The organism is Stakelama sediminis (genome assembly GCF_014199335.1).
In the GTDB taxonomy this organism is placed as follows: Bacteria; Pseudomonadota; Alphaproteobacteria; order Sphingomonadales; family Sphingomonadaceae; genus Sphingomonas; species Sphingomonas sediminis.
On record NZ_JACIJI010000001.1, the window covers coordinates 587,677 to 607,206 of the forward strand.

Consider the following 19,530-nt stretch of genomic DNA (forward strand, 5'->3'; position numbering starts at 1 on the left):
CGGGTCTGCGCTTTTCATCGCGCAGAATCCGGCATTGAGGATAGCTCTACCCCCTCTTTCAACGGCAGGCAAAGGACGGCACATGGTATCGGCGCAACAGCAACCGGGGGCGCAACAGGGGCCGGGCGGCCCCGCATCGGGCAAATCGGGACCGGCGAAACATTTTCACTGGCCGACGCACCGGGCAACCTCGGTTTTCGGCGACGACTGGTTCGGACAGCGTGCGGAAACGTTCGCGCGCTTTTTCGGAACACCGACATTCCTGACCGCCCAGACCGTGATCGTCGGCGGGTGGATACTGGTGAATGTGGTCGGCTGGACGCGGTTCGATCCCTATCCGTTCATCCTGCTGAATCTGATGTTCAGTTTACAGGCAGCCTATGCGGCGCCGCTGATCCTGCTCGCCCAGACGCGTCAGGCCGATCGCGACAAGCTGGATGCGATTGCCGAGGCGAAACATCGCGAAGACCTTGCCGCCGCATCCGAACAACGCCAGTCGGTCGCTGCCCTGCAGACCGCGCAGCTTGTCGAACTGATGCAGCAGAACACCGAACTGACCGAGCTGACCAGACAATTGAGCCAGCATATCGAGGCCATGACGGAGGAATTGCACACCAAGCTGGGATGCCGGGGCACATCCTGAACCGGAGATCGCCGATACAGGAATGCGGCGTAGCCGTGACACGCCTCCTCCAATATGCTGTGCATGGTCCGCCTCCCCGTGAACAGGGAGGACGTACCTACCCGTCGCCGACGCGTTCGATATCGGCGCCGACCTTTTGCAGCTTTTCCTCCAGCCGCTCATAGCCGCGGTCGAGGTGATAGACGCGGTTGACCTGGGTTTCGCCTTCCGCCGCCAGCCCGGCGAGGATCAGGCTCATCGAGGCGCGCAGGTCGGTGGCCATCACCGGCGCGCCGACCAGTCTGTCGACGCCGCGCACCACGGCGGCACGGCCGCGCACCTGAATATCCGCGCCCATGCGCGCCAGTTCGGGGACGTGCATATAGCGGTTTTCGAAAATGGTTTCGGTGAGCACGCTGGCCCCGTCCGCCTTGCACAGCATCGCCATGAACTGCGCCTGCATGTCGGTGGCGAAGCCCGGATAGGGCGCGGTCGACAGCGTCAGCGGGGCCAGACCGTTCGACGCCTCGACATAGACACTGCCCTTGCGCTCCTCGATGGTCACGCCCGCTTCCTGCAACGCGCTCAGCGTCGCGCGCATCGCATCGGCATCGGCCCCGACCAGATCGAGCGCACCGCCGGTGATCGCCGCGGCGCAGGCATAGCTGCCCGCCTCGATCCGGTCGGGCATTACCCGATAGGTCGCGCCGTGCAGCCGGTCGCTCCCCTCAATCTCCAGCGTCTCCGTGCCGATACCGGAAATCGACGCGCCCATCGCGACCAGCAGATTGCACAGATCGACGATTTCGGGTTCGCGTGCGGCGTTTTCGATGACCGAACCGCCCTTTGCCGTCACCGCCGCCATCACCGCATTTTCGGTCGCACCGACCGAGACGATGGGGAAGCTGACACGTCCGCCCGGCAAGCGCCCGCCCGGCGCCGTCGCCTTTACATAGCCCGCCGTCAGTTCGATCTCCGCGCCCAGTGCCTCCATTGCCTTCAGGTGGAGGTCGATGGGCCGGTTGCCGATCGCACAGCCGCCGGGCAGCGAGACCGTCGCCTCGCCCGCGCGCCCGATCAGCGGGCCGAGCACGAGGATCGAGGCCCGCATCTTGCGGACAATGTCATAGGGCGCTTCGGTGGATGTCAGCCGCCCCGCGCGGATCGTCATCACCCGGCCGAAATCTTCGGGCCGCGTGCCCTCGATCGCGGTCGAGGCACCGAGCTGATTGAGCAGGTGGCCGAAACCGTCGACATCGGCGAGACGCGGCAGGTTGCGCAGCGTCAGCGGCTCGTCGGTGAGCAGCGCGCAAGGCATCAACGTCAGCGCAGCGTTCTTGGCGCCCGAAATGGCGATGCGTCCGGAAAGGCGATTGCCGCCGCGAATGAGAATACGATCCATTGACGGGCTTCTATCGCCTGCACGGATGCGATCAAGGGGCCGCTGCGACGAATGATGCGGCAGATTGATCGACTTTAATGCACAAATCGTCCGGCACTGCTCTTTCAGCATCCTAAGTTCAGGGGGAAAGCGTGGGCAAATCAGCCAGTTGTTTCGCAGATGTATTGAGCGAGTTTGCGAAACTGACCGACGCGGAACGGCAGGCTGTGGAGCGGCTGGAAGAACGCCAGCGGGAGATCCGTCGCGGCACCCTGTTGCAATGCGCGAATGAACCGTCGAGCGAGATGTTCATCCTGCGCAAGGGCCTGATGATGAGCTATGTGCTGCTCGACGACGGCAGCCGCCAGATTCTGCGATTCCTGTTTCCCGGCGACATGCTGGGCCTGCCCGGTGTGATTTACACCGAAGCGCCGGAAACGCTGTGCGCGCTGTCGGATTGCACGGTGTGCCCGTTCGACCGCTCCGCGCTCAGCGAGTTGCTGACCGAACAGCCGCGCGTGGGCGCGCTGATCCTGATCCTGAGCCAGATCGAGCGCGTGGCGCTGACCGACCGGCTGGCGATACTGGGGCGCACCTCTGCAAAGGTCCGCGTCGGCGCGCTGCTGCTGGAAATGCGCGACCGGCTGTGTACCACCGACAAGAACATCACCGACAGCTTCACGCTGGGCCTGACGCAGGAAGAAATCGGGGATGCCACCGGCCTGACATCGGTGCATGTCAACCGGATGCTGCGGCAACTGGAGGAAGAAGGGTTCATCCGTCGCGAAAACGGCCGGGTGACGTTGACCGACGAAGCCGCGCTGGCGCGTACCGCCAATTACGTCAATCGCTATCAGGGGCTGCAACTGGGCTGGCTGTTGCCCGCGCGATAGGCCCGGCGGCTATCGGGGGCCGGCCTTGTGCGCGGCAAGGCAGCCCGATCCGATGCGCGGGACTGCCGCGTCGCTTCGCTCCTCGCAGTGACGAACCGGGTGGCTGGCTTAGAGTTTGATGCCGGGTTCAGAAAGTCGCTGGCCAGCGACGTAAGAAACGAACGCTCAGGCCTTTTCCAGCGTGCATTGCAGCGGGTGCTGATTCTGGCGCGCGAAGTCGGTGACCTGCGCCACCTTCGTCTCTGCGACTTCATAGCTGAAGACACCGCACACGCCGACGCCCTTTTGATGGACGTGGAGCATCACCTGCGTCGCTTCCTCCATCGTCATCCGGAAGAAGCGTTGCAGCACCAGCACGACGAATTCCATCGGCGTGTAATCGTCATTGAGCATCAGCACCCGATAGGGCGTGGGCTTTTTGGTGCGCGTGCGCGTGCGGGTGGCAAGGCCGACAGAACTGTCGTTGCCATCGTCATCGTCATCCGCATCGTTCATACGGATCGTAAAATCGGGAAGCTCAACCATCACGCGATAGAAAATATGGCATTCCGCCCGCCCGCGACAAGAGCCTATCGCGGTAAAAATACCCGTCATCGCGCAACTGGCGTAAACCGGCGGTACGCGTTAGGGCCTGACCCCAACAGTCCTCGTCCCGAATTTTCGTTGCAAAAAGGTGTCTCCCCATGTCGCTTACCAGCCTGCTCGTCCCGACCTGCCGCCAGATGCTGAACACCGTGTCGACCTGGCTGGACAAGGCGCAAAGCCAGATGGGACCGGAAAAGGCCGACGCCCTGTTGTCCGCGCGGCTCGCGCCCGACATGTTGCCGCTGTCGACACAGATACGCTTTGCCTGTGTGCAGCCCCTGGAAGCGATCGGCCGGTTGCAGGATAAACCCTTTGCCGGGGCGGTCGAAACGCTGTTGAACGAGGGCCGTGCGGCAGGCGAGCGGCCCGGCACCATCGCCGACGCAAAGGCGAGGATCGAAGAAACGGTTGCGACGCTCGATGCGCTGGCGCCCGATGCGCTTGACGGCGATGCGCAGCGGCCGATCGCCCACGCCCTGCCGATGGGCATGATCTTCGACATGACGGCGGAACAATATGCCCGCGACTGGACGCTGCCCCAATTCTATTTCCACGTCATGACGGCCTATGCCATCCTGCGCAATCAGGGGGTCGAACTGGGCAAGGCGGATTATGTCGCCCACATGTTCCCCTATCTGCGTCCCGGCACCATGCCGACCGGCTGAACCCGGTCAGCGGCAGGAGTCAGTTGCTGCCTGCATAGAAAAAGGGCGGCTGCGTGGATACGCAACCGCCCTGTCGGGTAAAAACTGCCGGATATGCTCAGGCGACAGTCTTTACCTTGTCAGCGGCAACCGCAACGCGGTTGGACAGCGGCTGGGCAGCATCACCGGCCAGCTTCAGCATCGCTTCGGTCTGCTTCGATGCTTCGGCGACATAGCTGTCGAACGCGCCACGGAAGAAATCGCCCTGCAGCTTCAGCAGCTCGGTGGGCGACTTGACCGACGACATGCTCTTCATCGCGGCGGTCGCGCTTTCGAACGACTTGCGGCCATATTCGGCTGCATCCTGACCCAGGCTTTCAAGGCCCTTGGCAGCGATGCGGCCGGATTCGACCATCGCTTCGACATTGCCCTTGGCAAAATCGTTGAATTCTTCGACCATCTTGGCGTTCTTTTCGAACGCAGCCTTGGTCTTTTCATTCATTTCGGCGAACATCGCCTGGCCTTTTTCCATGGTAGCTTCAACGGTGGTCATAACGGACTTTTCCTTGATTGTGGACGCGGCGACGGACTCCGCGGCCCTGGATGTTTCAGCGACCGCTTTCTCAACTGCGGTCGCGCTCTGCGCGATTGCCGTCTTGGCCGGGGCAGCGGCAGCTTCAACGGTCTTTTCAATTTCCTTCGGCGCCGTTTCGACAACCTTCGCTGCGGGAGCGGGTGCCGGATCGGGCTTCTTCACTTCTTTGACTTCCGCGGCAGGAGCCGGTGCGGCCTTTGCCGGGGCTGGCGCTGCCGTTGCCGGGGCCGGCTTTGCCTGAACCTTTACAGGTGCAGCTTTCTTCGCCGGGGTCGGCGCAGCCTTTACGGCGGCGGATTTGGCAGCCACCGGTTTCGACGCCGGAGCCTTGGCGGTGCTACGGCGCGTTGCCTTCGGCTTCGCTACACGCCTGGGCGGCGCGGCCTTGGGCGTGGAACCGGAAGAAGTTCCGGTCGTTTTTTCCTTGTCTGCCATCCTTGCGGACTCCCGCTACTATTGCTGCGGCGCAGCATATACACCCCATCAGCAGCGATTTCAAGGAAATTGTGCACTGCAACATGACTGTCATGTTGCAGCGATTATGCTACGGTAATCAGCGCGTCCGCACGTAGCTTCCAGGAGCGTCTCCATAGGTTTTGCGCTTGCCGCGACCGGGGACGCGGGCGCCCTTCGCCTTGACTTTTTTCGGGTTGCGTTGCGCGATCCAGGTCGACCAGTCCGGCCACCAGCTTCCCTTTGTCTCGGTCGCATGAGCGAGGAAGTCGTCGAGCGAGGCGGCCTGCTTCTCGTTCGTCCAGAACTGATATTTCCTGGCATCGGGCGGATTGACGACGCCCGCGATATGGCCGGACCCGGCCAGCACGAAACGTAACGGCCCGGACAGATATTCGGTCAGCTTCCACACGCTTTGTGCAGGCGCGATATGATCCTCGCGCCCCGCCTGAACATAAGCGGGCGTCTTCACCTTCGTCAGGTCGATCGGCGTGCCTGCAATCGCCATCGCACCGGGCTTCACCAGCAGATTGTCGCGATAGAGATCGCTCAGATAGCTTTTATGCCATCTGGCAGGCAGGTTGGTGACGTCCGAATTCCAGAACAGCAGGTCGAAGGGGGAATAGTCCTCCCCCATCAGATAATTGTTGGTAACATAGTTCCAGATCAGGTCGCGCCCGCGCAGCAGGTTGAACGTCGCGGCCATATAGCGTCCGTCCAGATAGCCGTCGGCGCTGAGCGTATCGATCAGCTTCATCACCTCATCGTCGATGAACAGGTTGAGGTCGCCCGCCTGAGTGAAATCGACCTGGGCGGTGAAGAAGGTCGCGCTGGCCACCTTGTCCGCCTGCCCGCGCGCGGCAAGCACCGCCAGCGTCGCGGCCAGCGTCGTGCCCGCGACGCAATAGCCGATGGTGTGCACCGAATCGACCTTCAGCAGGTCGCGCACGGCGTCGATGGCATCGATCTGCCCGCGTTCGATATAATCTTCCCAGCCGACGTCCTTCATCGATTCGTCCGCCGATTTCCACGAAACCACGAACACCGTCAGCCCCTGATCGACGGCCCATTTGATGAAGCTTTTTTCGGGCGACAGGTCGAGGATGTAGAAGCGGTTGATCCATGGCGGAAAGATCACCAGCGGCGTTTCGAACACGGTTTCGGTGGTCGGCGAATACTGGATCAGTTCGTAAAGCGGCGTTCGGCGGACCACCTTGCCGGGCGTCATCGCGATGTTGCGTCCCAGCTCGAACGCCTGCGGATCGGTCTGGGTCAGCTGCCCCTTGCCGATATCGTTGAGCATGTTCTCCAGCCCGCGCAACAGGTTTTCACCGCGCGTTTCGATCATGCGTTCGAGCACCAGCGGATTCGTCATCGCGAAGTTGGACGGGCTCATCGCATCGACAAAGCTGCGCGTGGCGAAACGAATCTGCTCCTTCTGCTTTTCGTCGACGCCCTCGATCGCATCGACCCCCTTCAGCAGATGGTCGGCAATCAGGAAATAGCTTTGCCGGATGAAATCGAAGACGGGGTTTTCGCGCCATTGCGGTGCCCTGAACCTGCGGTCGCGGGCATGTTCCGGCGATTCAACCAGCGGTTCGGCCTGCGCGGGATCGAGAAATCGCTGCCAGAGCTTCATCGTGTCGCTCCAGAAATCGGTGCTTGCGCGTGCAAAGGCACCTGGATCGCTCCACCCTTTCAGATCGGCGGCATCGAGCGTCATGAAGCCGTTTTCGAGCAGCATCTGCTGCGCCTTGCCCAGCACCCATGTCCAGTGCTGAAGATCGTCCAGCGTGGCGGTGCGGGGAGCCTCCCCGGTCTGGTCGGGCGTATCCGTATCGGCCAATTCCACCTCTCCTCTGGCGCGGCGTTCCGCATGTTCGTATAGCGGGGTATGCCGCCACAAGGGAACCTGCGGCATGGAGGTTTATCATATGTCAGAGGAATTTTACCGCATCCGGCGTCTGCCGCCCTACGTCATTGCCGAGGTAAACGGCATGCGCGCGGCGGCACGGGCGGCGGGTGAGGATATTATCGACCTCGGCATGGGCAACCCGGATCAGCCGCCGCCGCCGCACGTCATCGAAAAGCTGGCCGAAGTCGCGCGCAAACCCGACGCGCACGGCTATTCGGCGTCCAAGGGGATTCCCGGCCTGCGCAAGGCGCAGGCGAATTATTACGGACGCCGCTTCGGGGTCGATATCGACGCCGACCGCGAAGTGGTGGTGACGCTGGGGTCGAAGGAAGGGCTGGCCAATCTGGCGCAGGCGATCACTGCACCGGGCGATGTCATTCTGGCACCCAATCCGTCCTATCCGATCCACACCTTCGGCTTCATCATTTCGGGCGCGTCGATCCGCTCGGTTCCGACCACGCCCGACGAGCATTATTTTGAGAGCCTGGAGCGCGCGATGCACTTCACCGTGCCGCGCCCGTCGGTGCTGGTGATGGGATACCCGTCCAATCCCACCGCGGAGACGGTAGACCTGGCCTTTTACGAACGCGTCGTGGCGTTTGCGAAGGAACACGGGCTGTGGATCCTGTCGGACCTTGCCTATTCGGAAATCTATTTCGACGATGACAAGCCGACCCCGTCGATCCTGCAGGTACCGGGCGCGAAAGATGTCGCGGTAGAGTTCACGTCGATGTCGAAAACCTATTCGATGGCGGGCTGGCGCATCGGCTTCGCAGTCGGCAACCAGAAACTGATCGCGGCGCTGTCGCGGGTGAAATCCTATCTCGATTACGGTGCCTTCACCCCCATTCAGGCCGCTGCCGTCGCCGCAATCAACGGACCGCAGGATTGCGTCGAGGAAGCCCGTCAGCGTTACAAGCATCGCCGCGACGTGCTGGTCGAATCCTTCGGTCGGGCGGGATGGGATATCCCCTCCCCGCCCGCATCGATGTTCGCCTGGGCGCCGCTACCGCCCGCGCTTGCGCATTTAGGCAGCCTTGAGTTCTCCAAACAATTACTCACCCATGCAAAGGTCGCCGTCGCGCCCGGCGTCGGCTATGGCGAGAATGGTGAAGGCTATGTACGGATCGCAATGGTAGAAAATGAACAACGTCTGCGCCAGGCGGCGCGCAACGTGAAACGCTATCTGCAAAGCATGGGTGTAAACGCACCTGTGGCGCATACGGGCTAAGCTCTTATGTTCCTGTTCCGCGGCGCGGAGAGCCATCCGCGTTCCATCGTCAAGGCGGTAAGCTGGCGCGTGCTCGGCAGCATCGACACGTTCGTGCTGAGCTTCCTGTTCACCCATAACCCCAGTGCCGCAGGCGCGATCGCGGGCACCGAAGTGTTCACCAAGATCGTGTTGTTTTATTTCCACGAGCGTATCTGGGCGACAGTGCGCTGGGGACATGTCACCCAGCGTCTGCCGGACGAAAGTGCGTCCGAAGCAGAGGGCGATACAGGCGCATCCACCGGTTCCGGCATATCTGCACTGGAAATCGACCCGTAAAACCGGTCCGGCCCGAGTAACGAGCGGATGGCGAATCCCGCGCCATCCGCGTCTGACGATCCGCCCTAGGGCGTGCCCGCCGGCTGCGGCTCATCCTCGTCCGGCAAGGTCCATAACAGATCGTCCCTGCCCAGAATACGTCCGTCATGGGCACGCACGACCACCTTCGCCAGCGGTTCGTGATCGCGGGCATCGACCAGTAGCGGACAGGCCCCCTCACCCGCTTCCCAACGTTCGCCCCATTGCCGCAACGCAATCATCGTCGGCAGCAGCGCCGCCCCCTTTTCCGTCAGGCTGTATTCGACCTTGCGCTTGTCACGCGCCATCGGGCGGCGGGTCAGAATGTCGTGTTCGACCAGCCGCGCCAGCCGATTGGCGAGGATGTTGCGCGCAATGCCCAGTTCGGATTGAAACTCTTCGAAATGGCACAGTCCGTTGAACGCCGCGCGCAGGATCAGGAACGACCACCGCTCCCCCACCGCTTCCAATGCGGCGGGAAGGCTGCATTTGGCAGCGAGTCGATTCAGTGGCGTTACGACCTTATCCCCCATAATCAGCAAGCTTAGGGCAAATATCGCATAAACCAAAGAAAATCCGATTCCCGCAGCAGGACAGAAATTCCGCATTGCAACAATATTTACACTTATGTAAGTAGCAGTCGGAAACCAATCTGACGAAAGAAATGTCATGCTGAAATTTCTCGCCCTGCCGCTCTTGCTGACCGCCGCCGCTACGCCCGCCCTTGCCGCAGGTGGCAGCTATTATCGCGCAACCCCGGCCGGCCAGCCGAAAGATGCGCAATTCATCACGCGCACGACCATCTGGTCCTGCGCCGACGGCGCATGCACCGCGCCCGAAAGCGGCAGCAGCGATCAGGTGATGTGCCGCCTCGCCGCGCGCAAGATCGGTACGCTCAACGCTTTTGAGGCTGACGGCAAGCCGTTCGACGACAAACAGTTGAAATCGTGCAACGCGCACGCACGATAACGCACGGAATATATTGCAAAGCAGCACTGTTCGGCCCCATCTAGGCACTGTGCTGCGTCAATATGAACTTGTCGATCGGGTCCTGGACTACGATCCGGAGGCCGATGAAGGCCTGCTCAACCGTGCCTATGTCTTTTCGATGCAGGCGCATGGCAGCCAGAAACGCGCATCCGGCGATCCGTATTTCAGCCACCCGATCGAGGTTGCCGGCATCCTGACCGATCTGCGCCTCGACGACGAAACGATCGCAACCGCGATCCTGCACGACACGATCGAGGATACGGTCGCGACACCGGAAGAAATCCTCTCCAAATTCGGCCCGTCGGTGGCACGCATGGTCGACGGCGTGACCAAGCTGTCGAAGATCGATGCCCAGTCCGAAAACGAGCGCGCGGCGGAAAATCTGCGCAAATTCCTGCTCGCCATGTCGGACGATATCCGCGTGCTGCTGGTCAAGCTGGCGGACCGGTTGCACAATATGCGCACGCTGCACTTCATCAAGAAGGAGGAAAAGCGCCGCCGCATCGCGCGCGAGACGATGGACATCTACGCGCCGCTGGCCGAGCGCATCGGCATGTACGAATTCATGCGCGAGATGCAGACGCTGGCGTTTCGCGAGCTGGAACCCGAAGCGTATGAATCGATTACCCGTCGGCTGGAAACCCTGCGCGAGGAAGGCGGCGGCGACCGAATCGCGGAAATTTCGGCGGACCTGAAACGGCTGGTCGAGCGCTCCGGCATCCCGTGCGAGATTTCCGGACGGCAAAAGCATCCCTATTCGATCTGGCGCAAAACCACCGAACGTCATGTCAGCATGGAGAAAATGTCCGATGTGATGGCGTTTCGCGTGCTCGTCGACACGGAAGAGGAATGTTATCGCACGCTGGGCATCATTCATCGCCGCTGGCCGATGGTGCCGGGCCGGTTCAAGGATTATATCTCCACGCCGAAGCGCAACGGCTATCGCTCGCTGCACACCACGGTCATGCTGGCCGACAATCAGCGCGTCGAAATCCAGATTCGCACGCACGACATGCATGCCCAGGCCGAATACGGCATCGCCGCGCACTGGGCCTATAAACAGTCGTCGGTGCGCCCCGATACGCAGGTCCGGTGGATTCGCGATCTTGTCGAGATTCTCGACAATGCCGAAAGCCCGGAGGAACTGCTCGAACATACCCGCATGGCGATGTATCAGGACCGGATATTCGCCTTCACGCCTGCGGGTGAACTGATCCAGCTTCCCAAGGGCGCGACGCCGATCGACTTTGCCTATGCCGTCCACACCGATCTGGGCGATCAGGCGGTGGGGGCGAAGATCGACGGTCGGGTGGCACCGCTCAGAACCGAAATCCAGAACGGCGCACAGGTACAGATTCTGCGCTCCAAGGGGCAGCAGCCCCAGGCCAACTGGCTGAACTTCGCGATTACCGGCAAGGCGCGCGCATCGATCCGCCGCCATCTGCGCCACAAGGAACGCGATGAGATGGCCAGTATCGGTGCCAAGCTTTACGACGAAATCGTCAGCCGGATGCCGGTCACCATCGGCGACGACGCGCTTGCCGATGCGCTGAAACGCCTCAACCTTTCCGATGAGCGCGCGCTGATGGAAGCCATCGGTCGCCAGCAGCTTACCGATGTGCAGGTCGCAGAAGCGCTGATGCCCGGCATTTCCGAAAGCGCGGAGGCGGAAATGCTGCTGCCCCCGCAACAGGAAGCGATCACCATCAAGGGGCTGACACCGGGCGTTGCCTATCGCCTGGCTGAATGCTGCCACCCCGTCCCCGGCGACCGGATCGTCGGCGTGCGGCGGCCCGGCGACGCGATCGAGGTGCATACGATCAGTTGCGACACGCTGAACGCCGAGGAAAATGAGCGATGGGTCGACCTTGCCTGGGGCGACACGGCGGAAGGCGGGGTGGCGCGGATCGCGGTCAACCTGAAAAACGAACCCGGCGCGCTGGGTGTAATCGCGACCATCCTGGGCACGCATCGCGCCAATATTCTGGAGCTACGACTGGACAATCGCGACACCACCTTCCACCTCAACACCATCGATCTGGAAGTGCGCGACGCCAGCCACCTGATGAAGATTCTGGCTTCGTTGCGCGCGGCGGAATCGGTGGAATCGGCGGAACGGATTTAGGCCGTAAACCCATAAACGGCAATTCACCGCCTGGGGTTATCGACACCCGTGTCAGTACCCTGTAGAATGGTCGCTATGGAATCATTGCCCGCCCCTGCCCATCGCCATCCCTTGCATGTCGCCCCCGATGACATCGACTTTATGGGGCATGTGAATAATGCGGTCTATCTGAACTGGGTGCAGGACGCGGTCGTCGCATATTGGCGCAAGGTCGCGCCGTCGGAAGCGGTGGCGCATCACCTTTGGGTCGCGCTGAAGCACGAAATCACCTATCGCCGCCCGGCCTTTCTGGAAGACGACATCATCGCCACTGTCGTTGCCCGCAGGGTGGAGGGCGCGCGCGCCTTTTTCAGCACGATGATCAAGCGCGGCGAAGAGGTGCTGGCCGAAGTCGAAAGCACCTGGTGCGCGCTCGATACCGCCACCCAGCGCCCGCGCCGGATCGCGAAAGACCTGGCCGAGCGCTTTCTGCACCGCGACTGATTTCGGAAACTCCCTAACCCTGCTTTAACCAATAGCGCGTACAAGATTACGCAATGTACGCATTCTGGAAGAGCGGGCACGCAATCATAGCGCTGCAGGTTGCCGTTATACTCGGCGGCCTGCTGGTACTCGCTTTCGATCCGCCGACGCATGGCAAGATGATCCTGCTGCCGCTGGACCACAGCGCGGCAACGGCGCTGACGCGTCGGGCGATCGATGGCGACGCCCTGTTGATCGGTCCCGGCCCGTTGCGCGGTTCGATGGTCGTCAACGCCGACTATGCCGCCATGCGCCGCGCCACATCCGGCCTTCCGGTCCTGATCATCGCCGCACCGCCGGCGGGATGCTTTGCTGCAGGAACAACCGCATGAATGTTACCGAACTGGACACGCTTCAGCGTCGCGGCGTGCAGATATTGTCGACCGCGGGCGTCGCCTCTGCGCTGGGTATCTGGCTGATCGCGATCATCCTGAAAGTACCGACCGCGCGTGACATTCTGCTGATCGGCTTTGCCGTCAATGTCGCACCCGCATGGATGGCATGGCGGGGACGATACGACCTGACCGCGCGGATGGTGGTCGGCACGCTTGCCGCCGCGATGCCCGCGCTTGCCGTCTATATGATGGCCGGGCGGACATGGCAGCTCGATACGCACCTTTATTTCATGGTGGCGCTGGCGGCGCTGACGCTGATGTACGACTGGCGGCCGATCGTGCTGGCATCCGGACTGATCGCGGCCCATCACCTGATCCTCGACTATATGGCGCCGGAATGGGTGTTTACCGGCGGCGGCACGCTGGGCCGCGTGGTGTTTCATGCGGCAGCGGTCATTCTGCAATGTGCGGTATTGGGCTATCTGTCCGTCCGGTTGCGCGATCTGATCACCTCGCTTGCGACCGCACGCAGCGTCAGTGAAACGCTGGCCCGTCAGGCGGATGACCAGCGGATCGAGGCCGAAACCGCGCTGAAGGCACAGCGCGCCGCCGAAAAACGTGCCGCAGAAGAGCGTTCCGAGCGCGATGCGATCCGTTCCGGCGAGGCCGAGCGGCGGCGCGCCGATATGCTGAAACTCGCCGACAGCTTCGAAGCCTCGGTCGCGGCTATTGTCGAGGAATTCACCACCGCCGCCACCGGCATGAGCAAATCCGCAAGGGCACTGAACGATCTGGCAAGGCGAGCCAGCAAGGAAACGCTGGTATCGGCCGAAGCGGCCAGCCAGTCCTCCGTCGCGGCGAAATCGCTGGCCCAGCGGCTGGAGGAACTGAGCATTTCCGTCGCCACGATTGCGGGCAGCATCGGCGAACAGGCGCGGCTGGGCGATGTGGCGCGCAGCCGGTCGGCCAACAGCAACGGCGCGATGGACGCGCTGCGCGACCGCACCGCGGCGATCACCCGATTCGCCGATTCGATCGAGGCGATTGCCGGACGCACCAACCTGCTAGCGCTCAACGCCACGATCGAGGCTGCGCGCGCCGGAGAAGTCGGTCGGGGCTTTGCCGTGGTGGCGTCCGAAATCAAACAGCTCGCCGGACAGTCGGGAAGCGCAACGGGCAAGATTCGCGATCTCGCCCAGACCGTCGAACAGGGCGCGGAAGACGTGTTCGTCACCCTGAATGAAATTGTCGACATGGTGGGCAAGCTCGCCGGAACCGCCGACATGATCGAGGCAGCGATTGCGCGGCAACGCGAAACGGCGGCGCTGATCGAAGCGACGGCGCAGGACACCGCCAACGGAACCGAACTGATCGAGCATCAGATGACCGAAGTTGCAATCGTCGCATCCGATACGGAAAAACTGTCCGATACCGTCATGGCGTCGGCCACCGGGCTGTCGGAAAGCGCGGAACGGCTGAAACAGGCAACGCGCGGGTTCGTCGGCACCCTGAAAGCGGGTTAAACGCGCCTTATTGGATGACGGCGGTCAATCCCGACGCTAAACAGCGCGGTCATGCAACGTCCGCGTCTTTCCGTCGTCGTTCCCTGTTACAATGAGGAACGCTGTCTCGACACCCTCCACGCCCGGGTTTCCGCCGCCGCGCGCGATGCGGTGGGCGAGGACTATGAGATCGTTTTCATCAACGACGGATCGCGCGACGGAAGCTGGCCGGTCATGCAGCGGCTGGCGGCAGCCGACCCGCATCTGGTCGCGATCAACCTGTCGCGCAATCACGGGCATCAGCTTGCCCTGACCGCCGGGCTGGACCTGTGCGCGGGCGAGGAAATCCTGATCATCGACGCGGATTTGCAGGATCCGCCCGAACTGCTGACCGACATGCGTAGGACGATGCGCGAGCAGGAGGCCGATGTGGTCTATGCCGTGCGGCGCAAACGCGCGGGCGAGACGATTTTCAAGAAGCTGACCGCGGCCCTGTTCTACCGCGTGCTCGACCGGGTGACGGATACGCCGATCCCGCTCGATACCGGCGATTTCCGGCTGATGAGCCGGCGCTCGCTGGATGCGCTGCTGTCCCTGCCCGAACAGGCGCGCTTCATTCGCGGCATGGTCGCATGGATAGGCTTCCGGCAGGTGCCGTTCGCCTATGACCGGGCCGAGCGCCATGCGGGCGAGACCAAATATCCGCTGGCGAAGATGATTCGCTTCGCGCTGGACGCCGTGACCGGATTTTCGACCGCGCCGCTGCGTTTCGCCAGCCATTTCGGGCTGGTGCTGACCGGGCTGTCGCTGCTGCTGGTGCTGTATATCGCCTTTGCCTGGGTGACGGGATCGACGGTGCAGGGCTGGACCTCCACCATGCTGGTGGTCGTCGTGCTGGGCGCGGTGCAGATGTTCGTGCTGGGCATGATCGGCGAATATCTGGGGCGGCTATACGTCGAATCGAAACGCCGCCCGCTCTATTTAGTGCAGGATGTGGCGGGACCGGTGAAGGGGCAATCGACGCTGGGCTATCGCGCCGGACAGAGCCACGCCTTCGCGCCGGGCGATGTCGATCAGGAAGATTTGCCCGCGAACTGACGCGCGGGCGAGCCGGTGCGGATCAGATCGCGTCGGCGAATTCGGCATACTGTCGCCACGGCAGTTTTTCGCGAGTTGGGTACAGAAGCGGACAATCCGCTTCCGACAATATTGCAGTCACCCGAAGTTGGCGGCACGATGCGGCTATGGACAAGGTTTCGCCTTTAGCCGCACCTCAGCTTCGAGAAGAGCTTAGAAGCTATCTCAGTGAGTTGGCCGCTGATGACCCTCGCGCGATTTGGCAGCAAGAGCGTCAGGAGGGTCTCTCATCAGGAATAGACGAGGTGTTCCACTTTTTCTTCGATGACCATGATTTTGATAAGGGTGACGTTGGCGTTGTTTTCTTCGATCCACAGGAGGTCGCGGCTGTCGGTGCTGTGAAGCAGGCTTTGGACGCTATGTTAAAGGTTGTAGGCGACAAGAGTGATGACGACTTCGTTGTACATCGCTTGTGGGTGAACGTAACTACGTCCGCCCGTGCAGCGCAGGAGGTACTCGCCGCTTGACCACGATGGCAGCAATCCCCGACATTCCCGTCGCTCGATGCGACGAGCAGTGCTACCCGAAACTGGACGTTTGTGGTTTCGGCGTTTGTTCGCCTGCTCTGAATTACCACCTGCGCAAGCAGGTCGGATGGGCAGGTCGCTTGGCTTCCCCTACCCCTTTGACGCCAGCGTAATGAGCGACAGGCCGGGGGGTAGCGGGAGGCGGCCGACGAGGTGGCGTTCGAGGCCGAAGATCGCCTGAAACGCGGTGTTGAGCGGCTTTGCGGGCGGCGAGTCGTCACTGTCGTCCTTGCCGGTCAGCTTGCCCGCGATGCGCGCGGCGACGGCGGCGGGGAACAGCAGCGAGTTGAACCAGCGCAGGCCGTTGTGGCGCAGCCCGGCATCGGCAATCGCCCTGCCCAGCGTGCGTTTGGAATAGCGGCGGTGATGGTGGTTGACGACGTCGTGCGCGCTCCACATCCATGGATGCGCGGGCACGGTGATGAGGATCTTTCCCCCCGGCTTCAGGCACTCTGCCATCGCGCGCAGGGCGGCGACGTCATCGTCGATATGTTCGACCACGTCGAGCACCGCGATCAGATCGTAGGCCGCGCGCTCCACCCCGTCGAGCACTGGCAGCGGTGCCGACCCCACCGGCTTGCCCAGCCGCTGAGCCGCGATGGCGCGTGCCGCCGAGTCGATCTCAATCGCATCGACCGTGCCGAATCGCGCCAGCATCGGCAGGTTGTGGCCGGTGCCGCAGCCGATTTCCAGAATCCGCGCATCCTTCGGCAGCGCGCCATAGCGTGTCAGGTAATCGGCGAGCACCTCCCGCCGCGCGCGATACCACCAGTGCGTGCTGTCATGCGCCGCCATGCGGTCATAAACGATCCGGTCCATACGACGCCCCTTACCCGAAAACCCATTGGCGGTTGAGGGCAAAGGTGGCGAGCGGCGTGATCGTCACGATCGGGACCAGCGGCACCCAGGTGGGGCTGTGCATCCAGCCGGTCAGCACCCAGGTGAACCCGGCGTTGAGCAGCAGCCCAACCCCCTGAACGATCAGGAATTTCAGATGCTGCCTGCCGCTGTTGTCGCGCGTGCCGTGGCCGCGAAAGCTCCAGAAGCTGTGGAGGAAAAATCCGCACACCACCGCGACCGCGAAGGCGATCGGCACGGCGGCCACCGCCAGCCCTTTCGGAAACACATAATATGCCAGCGGCAGGTACACGGCGGAATAGATCACCGTGGAAATCCCGCCCGCGATCCCGAAACGGATCAACTGGCCGAGCACGCCCGATGCCCTGAGCGTCTCCACCTGTTTCAACATTGCCTGCACGTCAGCCTTGCTCTTTGCCCGGTTCCGGCCCTAATGCGCTCAAGCGCTGGAGGAAAGCAGTTTTGCCCAACAAAGTATTGCGTATGCAAGTCGAGCTGCGCCGGGAAGTCGACCGCCACTGGCTCCGCTGGAGCCTGTTCGCCTGGGTTCTGATCACCGCTTTCTATATCTGGCAGCGATGGCCCTATATCTACTGGTTCGCGCTGGGCGATACCGACGACAATATGCGCATGATGCAGGTGCGCGCCTGGCTGAACGGCCAGAGCTGGTATGACCTGACCCAGTATCGGATGGACCCGCCCAACGGGTTCAACATCCACTGGTCGCGCATCGTTGATCTGCCGATTGCCGGGCTGATCCTGTTTTTCCGCATGTTCACCACCAATTTCTGGGCAGAGCGGCTGGCGGCGGGCATTGCGCCGCTGATCCCCCTGTCGGTGGTGATCGCCGCGCTGTCCTTTACCGTGCGTCAGCTGATCTCCCGCTATGCCTGGCCGATCGCCATCGCCTTCATGCTGGGCTGCACGGTCGGGCTGGTGATGTTCATGCCCGAACGCATCGACCATCATAACTGGCAGCTTGCGATGCTGATGCTGACCGTCGCGGGACTGGCCGACAACAGGCAGATCCGCAGCGGGATGATTATCGGGCTGTCCTGCGCGGTATCGCTTAATATCGGGCTGGAGATGCTGCCCTATTGCGCGATGGCGGGCGCGATCGTCACGCTGCGCTGGGTGTGGGATCGCGGCGATGTCATGCGGCTGAAAGTCTATGCGCTGTCGCTGGCGGGCGGTTGCGGCATCGGCTTCGCCGCCTTTGCCTCCAATGCCAACCATGCGATGCGATGCGACGCGCTGACGCCGGTATGGCTGTCGGTGATGCTGGTGGCGGGCGCGCTGCTGTACGTGCTGGCATGGTGGAACCCGACGACGCGCACGGTGCGGCTGATCGCGTCGGCGGTGGCGGGTGTCGCCATCGGCATCGCGTTTGCGAAGGTGTTTCCGCAATGTCTGGGCCGCCCCGAACAGGCATCGCCCGAACTGATGCGGATCTGGCTGGACAATGTCCGCGAGGCCAAGCCGATCTATAAATTCCCGTTGCGCAATATCCTGCCCATCGGTGCGATTCCGGCCATCGGCCTGATCGGCACCTATGTCGCGACCTGGATCGACTGGAAGCGGCGGCGCTCGCTCGCATGGGTGCCGGTGACGCTGTTCGTGACCTTCGCCATCGCCATGCTGTTCTGGCAGGTGCGCGCCGGTCCGGCGGCGCAATTGCTGGCGCTGCCCGGCATTACCGCGCTGGCGTGGATCGTGGTGCCCTGGTTCCTGACCCGCAGTTCGGCAGTGGTGCGGGTAGTGGGCGCGGCGGTCGCCGTCATCGTGATCTCCGGCTCCTTCACCGGCATGTTGCTGCACTGGTTCCCGGTCGATCCGCCGTCAAAGCGGGTGCGGACGATCGATCGCGCCAATGCCCGGTGCACCAGCCTGCCGTATCTGTTGCAGCTCAACCGCTATATCCCGGCAGGGACCACGGTGTTCACCCATGTCGATCTGGGGCCGCGGCTGATCGACACCACCGATCTGAACGCGATTGCCGGTCCCTATCACCGCAACGGGCACGCCATTCTGGACGTGCACTTCGCATTCATGGGATCGCCCGACCGGTTCCGCCGGATCGCGCGCCTGCACCATGCGACCGTGCTGCTGGTCTGCCCGAACATGTCGGAGACGACTAATTATCGCGCGCGTGCACCGGGCGGGTTCTACGACCAGCTGGCGCACGGCAAGGTTCCGAAATTCCTGACGCCGATCAAGCTGCCCAAAAAATCGCCCTTCCGGGCGTTCCGGATCAAGCTCCGATAAAGCTGGCGCGAACGCCGTCGATCACGAACTGAATGGCGAAGGCGGAGAGCAGCACGCCGAGCAGGCGGGTAATCACCGCCTCGATCCGGGTGCCGAGCAGGCGCATGATCGGCCCGGCGGCCAGCAGCGCGGCAAGCGTCAGCAACAGGATGACGCCGACCGCCGCCAAAATGGTCAGCGACCGCTCAATGCCCTGATTCTCGGCCATCAACAGCATGACACTGGCGATCGAGCCGGGACCGGCGATCATCGGCATCGCCATGGGGAAGACCGAAACATCCTCGATCTCCGGCGATTCCATGACCATCTGTGCGCGGTCTTCGCGCCGCTGGGTGCGCTTTTCGAACACCATTTCGAGCGCGATCAGGAACAGCATGATGCCGCCGGCAATGCGGAAGGCATTGAGGCTGATGCTGAGCGCGTGGAGCAACTGTTCCCCGAACAGCGCGAATACGAAAATGATGATCGTCGAGACGACCACCGCGCGGATCGCCATCGAGCGGCGCGCGGTGGCCGATGCGCCGGAGGTGAGTCCGGCATAGATCGGCGCGCAGCCGATGGGATCGATCACCACGAAAAAGGTGATGAAGGTCGACAGGAACAGTTCGTACAGC

At 62.4% G+C, this 19,530-nt stretch carries 21 protein-coding genes; 13 read left to right on the forward strand and 8 right to left on the reverse strand.

The window, feature by feature from the left end; all coding sequences use genetic code 11:
- The first annotated feature begins 82 nt into the window (after positions 1-82).
- Positions 83-643, forward strand: coding sequence for a DUF1003 domain-containing protein (locus tag FHR23_RS03005; protein WP_184001428.1), 561 nt, complete (start codon positions 83-85; stop codon positions 641-643).
- A gap of 97 nt (positions 644-740) precedes the next feature.
- Here FHR23_RS03005 and murA read toward each other — a convergent pair whose 3' ends face one another.
- A complete protein-coding gene (gene murA, locus FHR23_RS03010) occupies positions 741-2,024 on the reverse strand; it encodes a UDP-N-acetylglucosamine 1-carboxyvinyltransferase (RefSeq protein ID WP_184001429.1) in 1,284 nt (427 codons plus the stop codon).
- 131 nt (positions 2,025-2,155) lie between these two features.
- On the opposite strand from murA, the gene FHR23_RS03015 reads away from it, so the two are divergent.
- Complete coding sequence (locus FHR23_RS03015; protein WP_343042958.1) at positions 2,156-2,896, forward strand: Crp/Fnr family transcriptional regulator; 741 nt, start codon at positions 2,156-2,158, stop codon at positions 2,894-2,896.
- A 165-nt stretch (positions 2,897-3,061) separates the two neighbouring features.
- On the opposite strand, the gene clpS is transcribed toward FHR23_RS03015, so the two are convergent.
- Complete coding sequence (gene clpS / locus FHR23_RS03020) at positions 3,062-3,391, reverse strand: ATP-dependent Clp protease adapter ClpS (RefSeq protein ID WP_184002147.1); 330 nt, start codon at positions 3,389-3,391, stop codon at positions 3,062-3,064.
- A 188-nt stretch (positions 3,392-3,579) separates the two neighbouring features.
- On the opposite strand from clpS, the gene FHR23_RS03025 reads away from it, so the two are divergent.
- The gene (locus tag FHR23_RS03025; RefSeq protein ID WP_184001430.1) at positions 3,580-4,146 is read left to right on the forward strand and encodes a DUF1993 domain-containing protein; all 567 of its coding nucleotides are present in this window, start codon (positions 3,580-3,582) and stop codon (positions 4,144-4,146) included.
- 97 nt (positions 4,147-4,243) lie between these two features.
- Here FHR23_RS03025 and FHR23_RS03030 read toward each other — a convergent pair whose 3' ends face one another.
- The gene (locus FHR23_RS03030) at positions 4,244-5,155 is read right to left on the reverse strand and encodes a phasin family protein (RefSeq protein WP_184001431.1); all 912 of its coding nucleotides are present in this window, start codon (positions 5,153-5,155) and stop codon (positions 4,244-4,246) included.
- Between the two features lie 118 nt (positions 5,156-5,273).
- Positions 5,274-7,094 carry a PHA/PHB synthase family protein gene (locus FHR23_RS03035; protein ID WP_184001432.1) on the reverse strand — a complete coding sequence of 607 codons (1,821 nt, stop codon included), beginning with the start codon at positions 7,092-7,094 and terminating at the stop codon, positions 5,274-5,276.
- 13 nt (positions 7,095-7,107) lie between these two features.
- Between FHR23_RS03035 and FHR23_RS03040 the strand changes: the two genes are divergently transcribed.
- Positions 7,108-8,319 carry an LL-diaminopimelate aminotransferase gene (locus FHR23_RS03040; RefSeq protein WP_184002148.1) on the forward strand — a complete coding sequence of 404 codons (1,212 nt, stop codon included), beginning with the start codon at positions 7,108-7,110 and terminating at the stop codon, positions 8,317-8,319.
- A 6-nt stretch (positions 8,320-8,325) separates the two neighbouring features.
- On the forward strand, positions 8,326-8,637 hold the full coding sequence (locus tag FHR23_RS03045; protein ID WP_184001433.1) for a DUF2061 domain-containing protein: 312 nt from the start codon (positions 8,326-8,328) through the stop codon (positions 8,635-8,637).
- A gap of 65 nt (positions 8,638-8,702) precedes the next feature.
- On the opposite strand, the gene FHR23_RS03050 is transcribed toward FHR23_RS03045, so the two are convergent.
- The gene (locus tag FHR23_RS03050) at positions 8,703-9,188 is read right to left on the reverse strand and encodes a winged helix-turn-helix transcriptional regulator (protein ID WP_184001434.1); all 486 of its coding nucleotides are present in this window, start codon (positions 9,186-9,188) and stop codon (positions 8,703-8,705) included.
- 136 nt (positions 9,189-9,324) lie between these two features.
- Between FHR23_RS03050 and FHR23_RS03055 the strand changes: the two genes are divergently transcribed.
- The 7 genes from FHR23_RS03055 (at position 9,325) to FHR23_RS03085 (ending at position 15,733) form a co-directional block, all read left to right on the forward strand.
- Positions 9,325-9,624 carry a CC_3452 family protein gene (locus tag FHR23_RS03055; RefSeq protein WP_184001435.1) on the forward strand — a complete coding sequence of 100 codons (300 nt, stop codon included), beginning with the start codon at positions 9,325-9,327 and terminating at the stop codon, positions 9,622-9,624.
- Positions 9,625-9,673: 49 nt separating this feature from the next.
- Positions 9,674-11,770: a RelA/SpoT family protein gene (locus tag FHR23_RS03060; protein WP_184001436.1), complete on the forward strand. Its 2,097-nt coding sequence runs from the start codon at positions 9,674-9,676 to the stop codon at positions 11,768-11,770.
- Between the two features lie 66 nt (positions 11,771-11,836).
- Complete coding sequence (locus FHR23_RS03065) at positions 11,837-12,253, forward strand: acyl-CoA thioesterase (protein ID WP_184001437.1); 417 nt, start codon at positions 11,837-11,839, stop codon at positions 12,251-12,253.
- 53 nt (positions 12,254-12,306) lie between these two features.
- Complete coding sequence (locus tag FHR23_RS03070; protein ID WP_184001438.1) at positions 12,307-12,624, forward strand: hypothetical protein; 318 nt, start codon at positions 12,307-12,309, stop codon at positions 12,622-12,624.
- Entirely contained in the window at positions 12,621-14,150 is a 1,530-nt protein-coding gene (locus FHR23_RS03075; protein WP_184001439.1) for a methyl-accepting chemotaxis protein, read from the forward strand. Before FHR23_RS03070 ends, FHR23_RS03075 begins: the two co-directional genes overlap by 4 nt.
- Positions 14,151-14,201: 51 nt before the next feature.
- Positions 14,202-15,227, forward strand: coding sequence for a glycosyltransferase family 2 protein (locus FHR23_RS03080; RefSeq protein ID WP_184001440.1), 1,026 nt, complete (start codon positions 14,202-14,204; stop codon positions 15,225-15,227).
- Positions 15,228-15,373: 146 nt separating this feature from the next.
- Positions 15,374-15,733, forward strand: a complete 360-nt coding sequence (locus tag FHR23_RS03085) for an SCO4402 family protein (RefSeq protein ID WP_184001441.1) — start codon at positions 15,374-15,376, stop codon at positions 15,731-15,733.
- A 150-nt stretch (positions 15,734-15,883) separates the two neighbouring features.
- Here FHR23_RS03085 and FHR23_RS03090 read toward each other — a convergent pair whose 3' ends face one another.
- Complete coding sequence (locus tag FHR23_RS03090) at positions 15,884-16,612, reverse strand: class I SAM-dependent methyltransferase (RefSeq protein ID WP_184001442.1); 729 nt, start codon at positions 16,610-16,612, stop codon at positions 15,884-15,886.
- A gap of 10 nt (positions 16,613-16,622) precedes the next feature.
- Positions 16,623-17,042, reverse strand: coding sequence for a GtrA family protein (locus FHR23_RS03095; RefSeq protein WP_184002149.1), 420 nt, complete (start codon positions 17,040-17,042; stop codon positions 16,623-16,625).
- A 92-nt stretch (positions 17,043-17,134) separates the two neighbouring features.
- Here FHR23_RS03095 and FHR23_RS03100 point away from each other — a divergent pair, with 92 nt between their 5' ends.
- Positions 17,135-18,916 carry an AcrB/AcrD/AcrF family protein gene (locus FHR23_RS03100; protein ID WP_184001443.1) on the forward strand — a complete coding sequence of 594 codons (1,782 nt, stop codon included), beginning with the start codon at positions 17,135-17,137 and terminating at the stop codon, positions 18,914-18,916.
- On the opposite strand, the gene FHR23_RS03105 is transcribed toward FHR23_RS03100, so the two are convergent.
- Entirely contained in the window at positions 18,903-19,529 is a 627-nt protein-coding gene (locus FHR23_RS03105; RefSeq protein ID WP_184002150.1) for a MarC family protein, read from the reverse strand. The genes FHR23_RS03100 and FHR23_RS03105 overlap by 14 nt on opposite strands.
- Between the last annotated feature and the right edge of the window lies 1 nt (position 19,530).

What these genes read in the sequence shown, in the direction of transcription:
- FHR23_RS03050 (WP_184001434.1), bottom strand. Translation starts at nt 9,188, where the DNA reads ATGGGGGATAAGGTCGTAACGCCACTGAATCGACTCGCTGCCAAATGC.
- FHR23_RS03055 (WP_184001435.1), top strand. Translation starts at nt 9,325, where the DNA reads ATGCTGAAATTTCTCGCCCTGCCGCTCTTGCTGACCGCCGCCGCTACG.
- murA (WP_184001429.1), bottom strand. Translation starts at nt 2,024, where the DNA reads ATGGATCGTATTCTCATTCGCGGCGGCAATCGCCTTTCCGGACGCATC.
- FHR23_RS03100 (WP_184001443.1), top strand. Translation starts at nt 17,135, where the DNA reads ATGCAAGTCGAGCTGCGCCGGGAAGTCGACCGCCACTGGCTCCGCTGG.
- FHR23_RS03095 (WP_184002149.1), bottom strand. Translation starts at nt 17,042, where the DNA reads ATGTTGAAACAGGTGGAGACGCTCAGGGCATCGGGCGTGCTCGGCCAG.
- clpS (WP_184002147.1), bottom strand. Translation starts at nt 3,391, where the DNA reads ATGAACGATGCGGATGACGATGACGATGGCAACGACAGTTCTGTCGGC.
- FHR23_RS03090 (WP_184001442.1), bottom strand. Translation starts at nt 16,612, where the DNA reads ATGGACCGGATCGTTTATGACCGCATGGCGGCGCATGACAGCACGCAC.
- FHR23_RS03075 (WP_184001439.1), top strand. Translation starts at nt 12,621, where the DNA reads ATGAATGTTACCGAACTGGACACGCTTCAGCGTCGCGGCGTGCAGATA.
- FHR23_RS03085 (WP_184001441.1), top strand. Translation starts at nt 15,374, where the DNA reads ATGGACAAGGTTTCGCCTTTAGCCGCACCTCAGCTTCGAGAAGAGCTT.
- FHR23_RS03080 (WP_184001440.1), top strand. Translation starts at nt 14,202, where the DNA reads ATGCAACGTCCGCGTCTTTCCGTCGTCGTTCCCTGTTACAATGAGGAA.
- FHR23_RS03005 (WP_184001428.1), top strand. Translation starts at nt 83, where the DNA reads ATGGTATCGGCGCAACAGCAACCGGGGGCGCAACAGGGGCCGGGCGGC.
- FHR23_RS03035 (WP_184001432.1), bottom strand. Translation starts at nt 7,094, where the DNA reads ATGCCGCAGGTTCCCTTGTGGCGGCATACCCCGCTATACGAACATGCG.
- FHR23_RS03040 (WP_184002148.1), top strand. Translation starts at nt 7,108, where the DNA reads ATGTCAGAGGAATTTTACCGCATCCGGCGTCTGCCGCCCTACGTCATT.
- FHR23_RS03070 (WP_184001438.1), top strand. Translation starts at nt 12,307, where the DNA reads ATGTACGCATTCTGGAAGAGCGGGCACGCAATCATAGCGCTGCAGGTT.
- FHR23_RS03045 (WP_184001433.1), top strand. Translation starts at nt 8,326, where the DNA reads ATGTTCCTGTTCCGCGGCGCGGAGAGCCATCCGCGTTCCATCGTCAAG.
- FHR23_RS03030 (WP_184001431.1), bottom strand. Translation starts at nt 5,155, where the DNA reads ATGGCAGACAAGGAAAAAACGACCGGAACTTCTTCCGGTTCCACGCCC.
- FHR23_RS03065 (WP_184001437.1), top strand. Translation starts at nt 11,837, where the DNA reads ATGGTCGCTATGGAATCATTGCCCGCCCCTGCCCATCGCCATCCCTTG.
- FHR23_RS03025 (WP_184001430.1), top strand. Translation starts at nt 3,580, where the DNA reads ATGTCGCTTACCAGCCTGCTCGTCCCGACCTGCCGCCAGATGCTGAAC.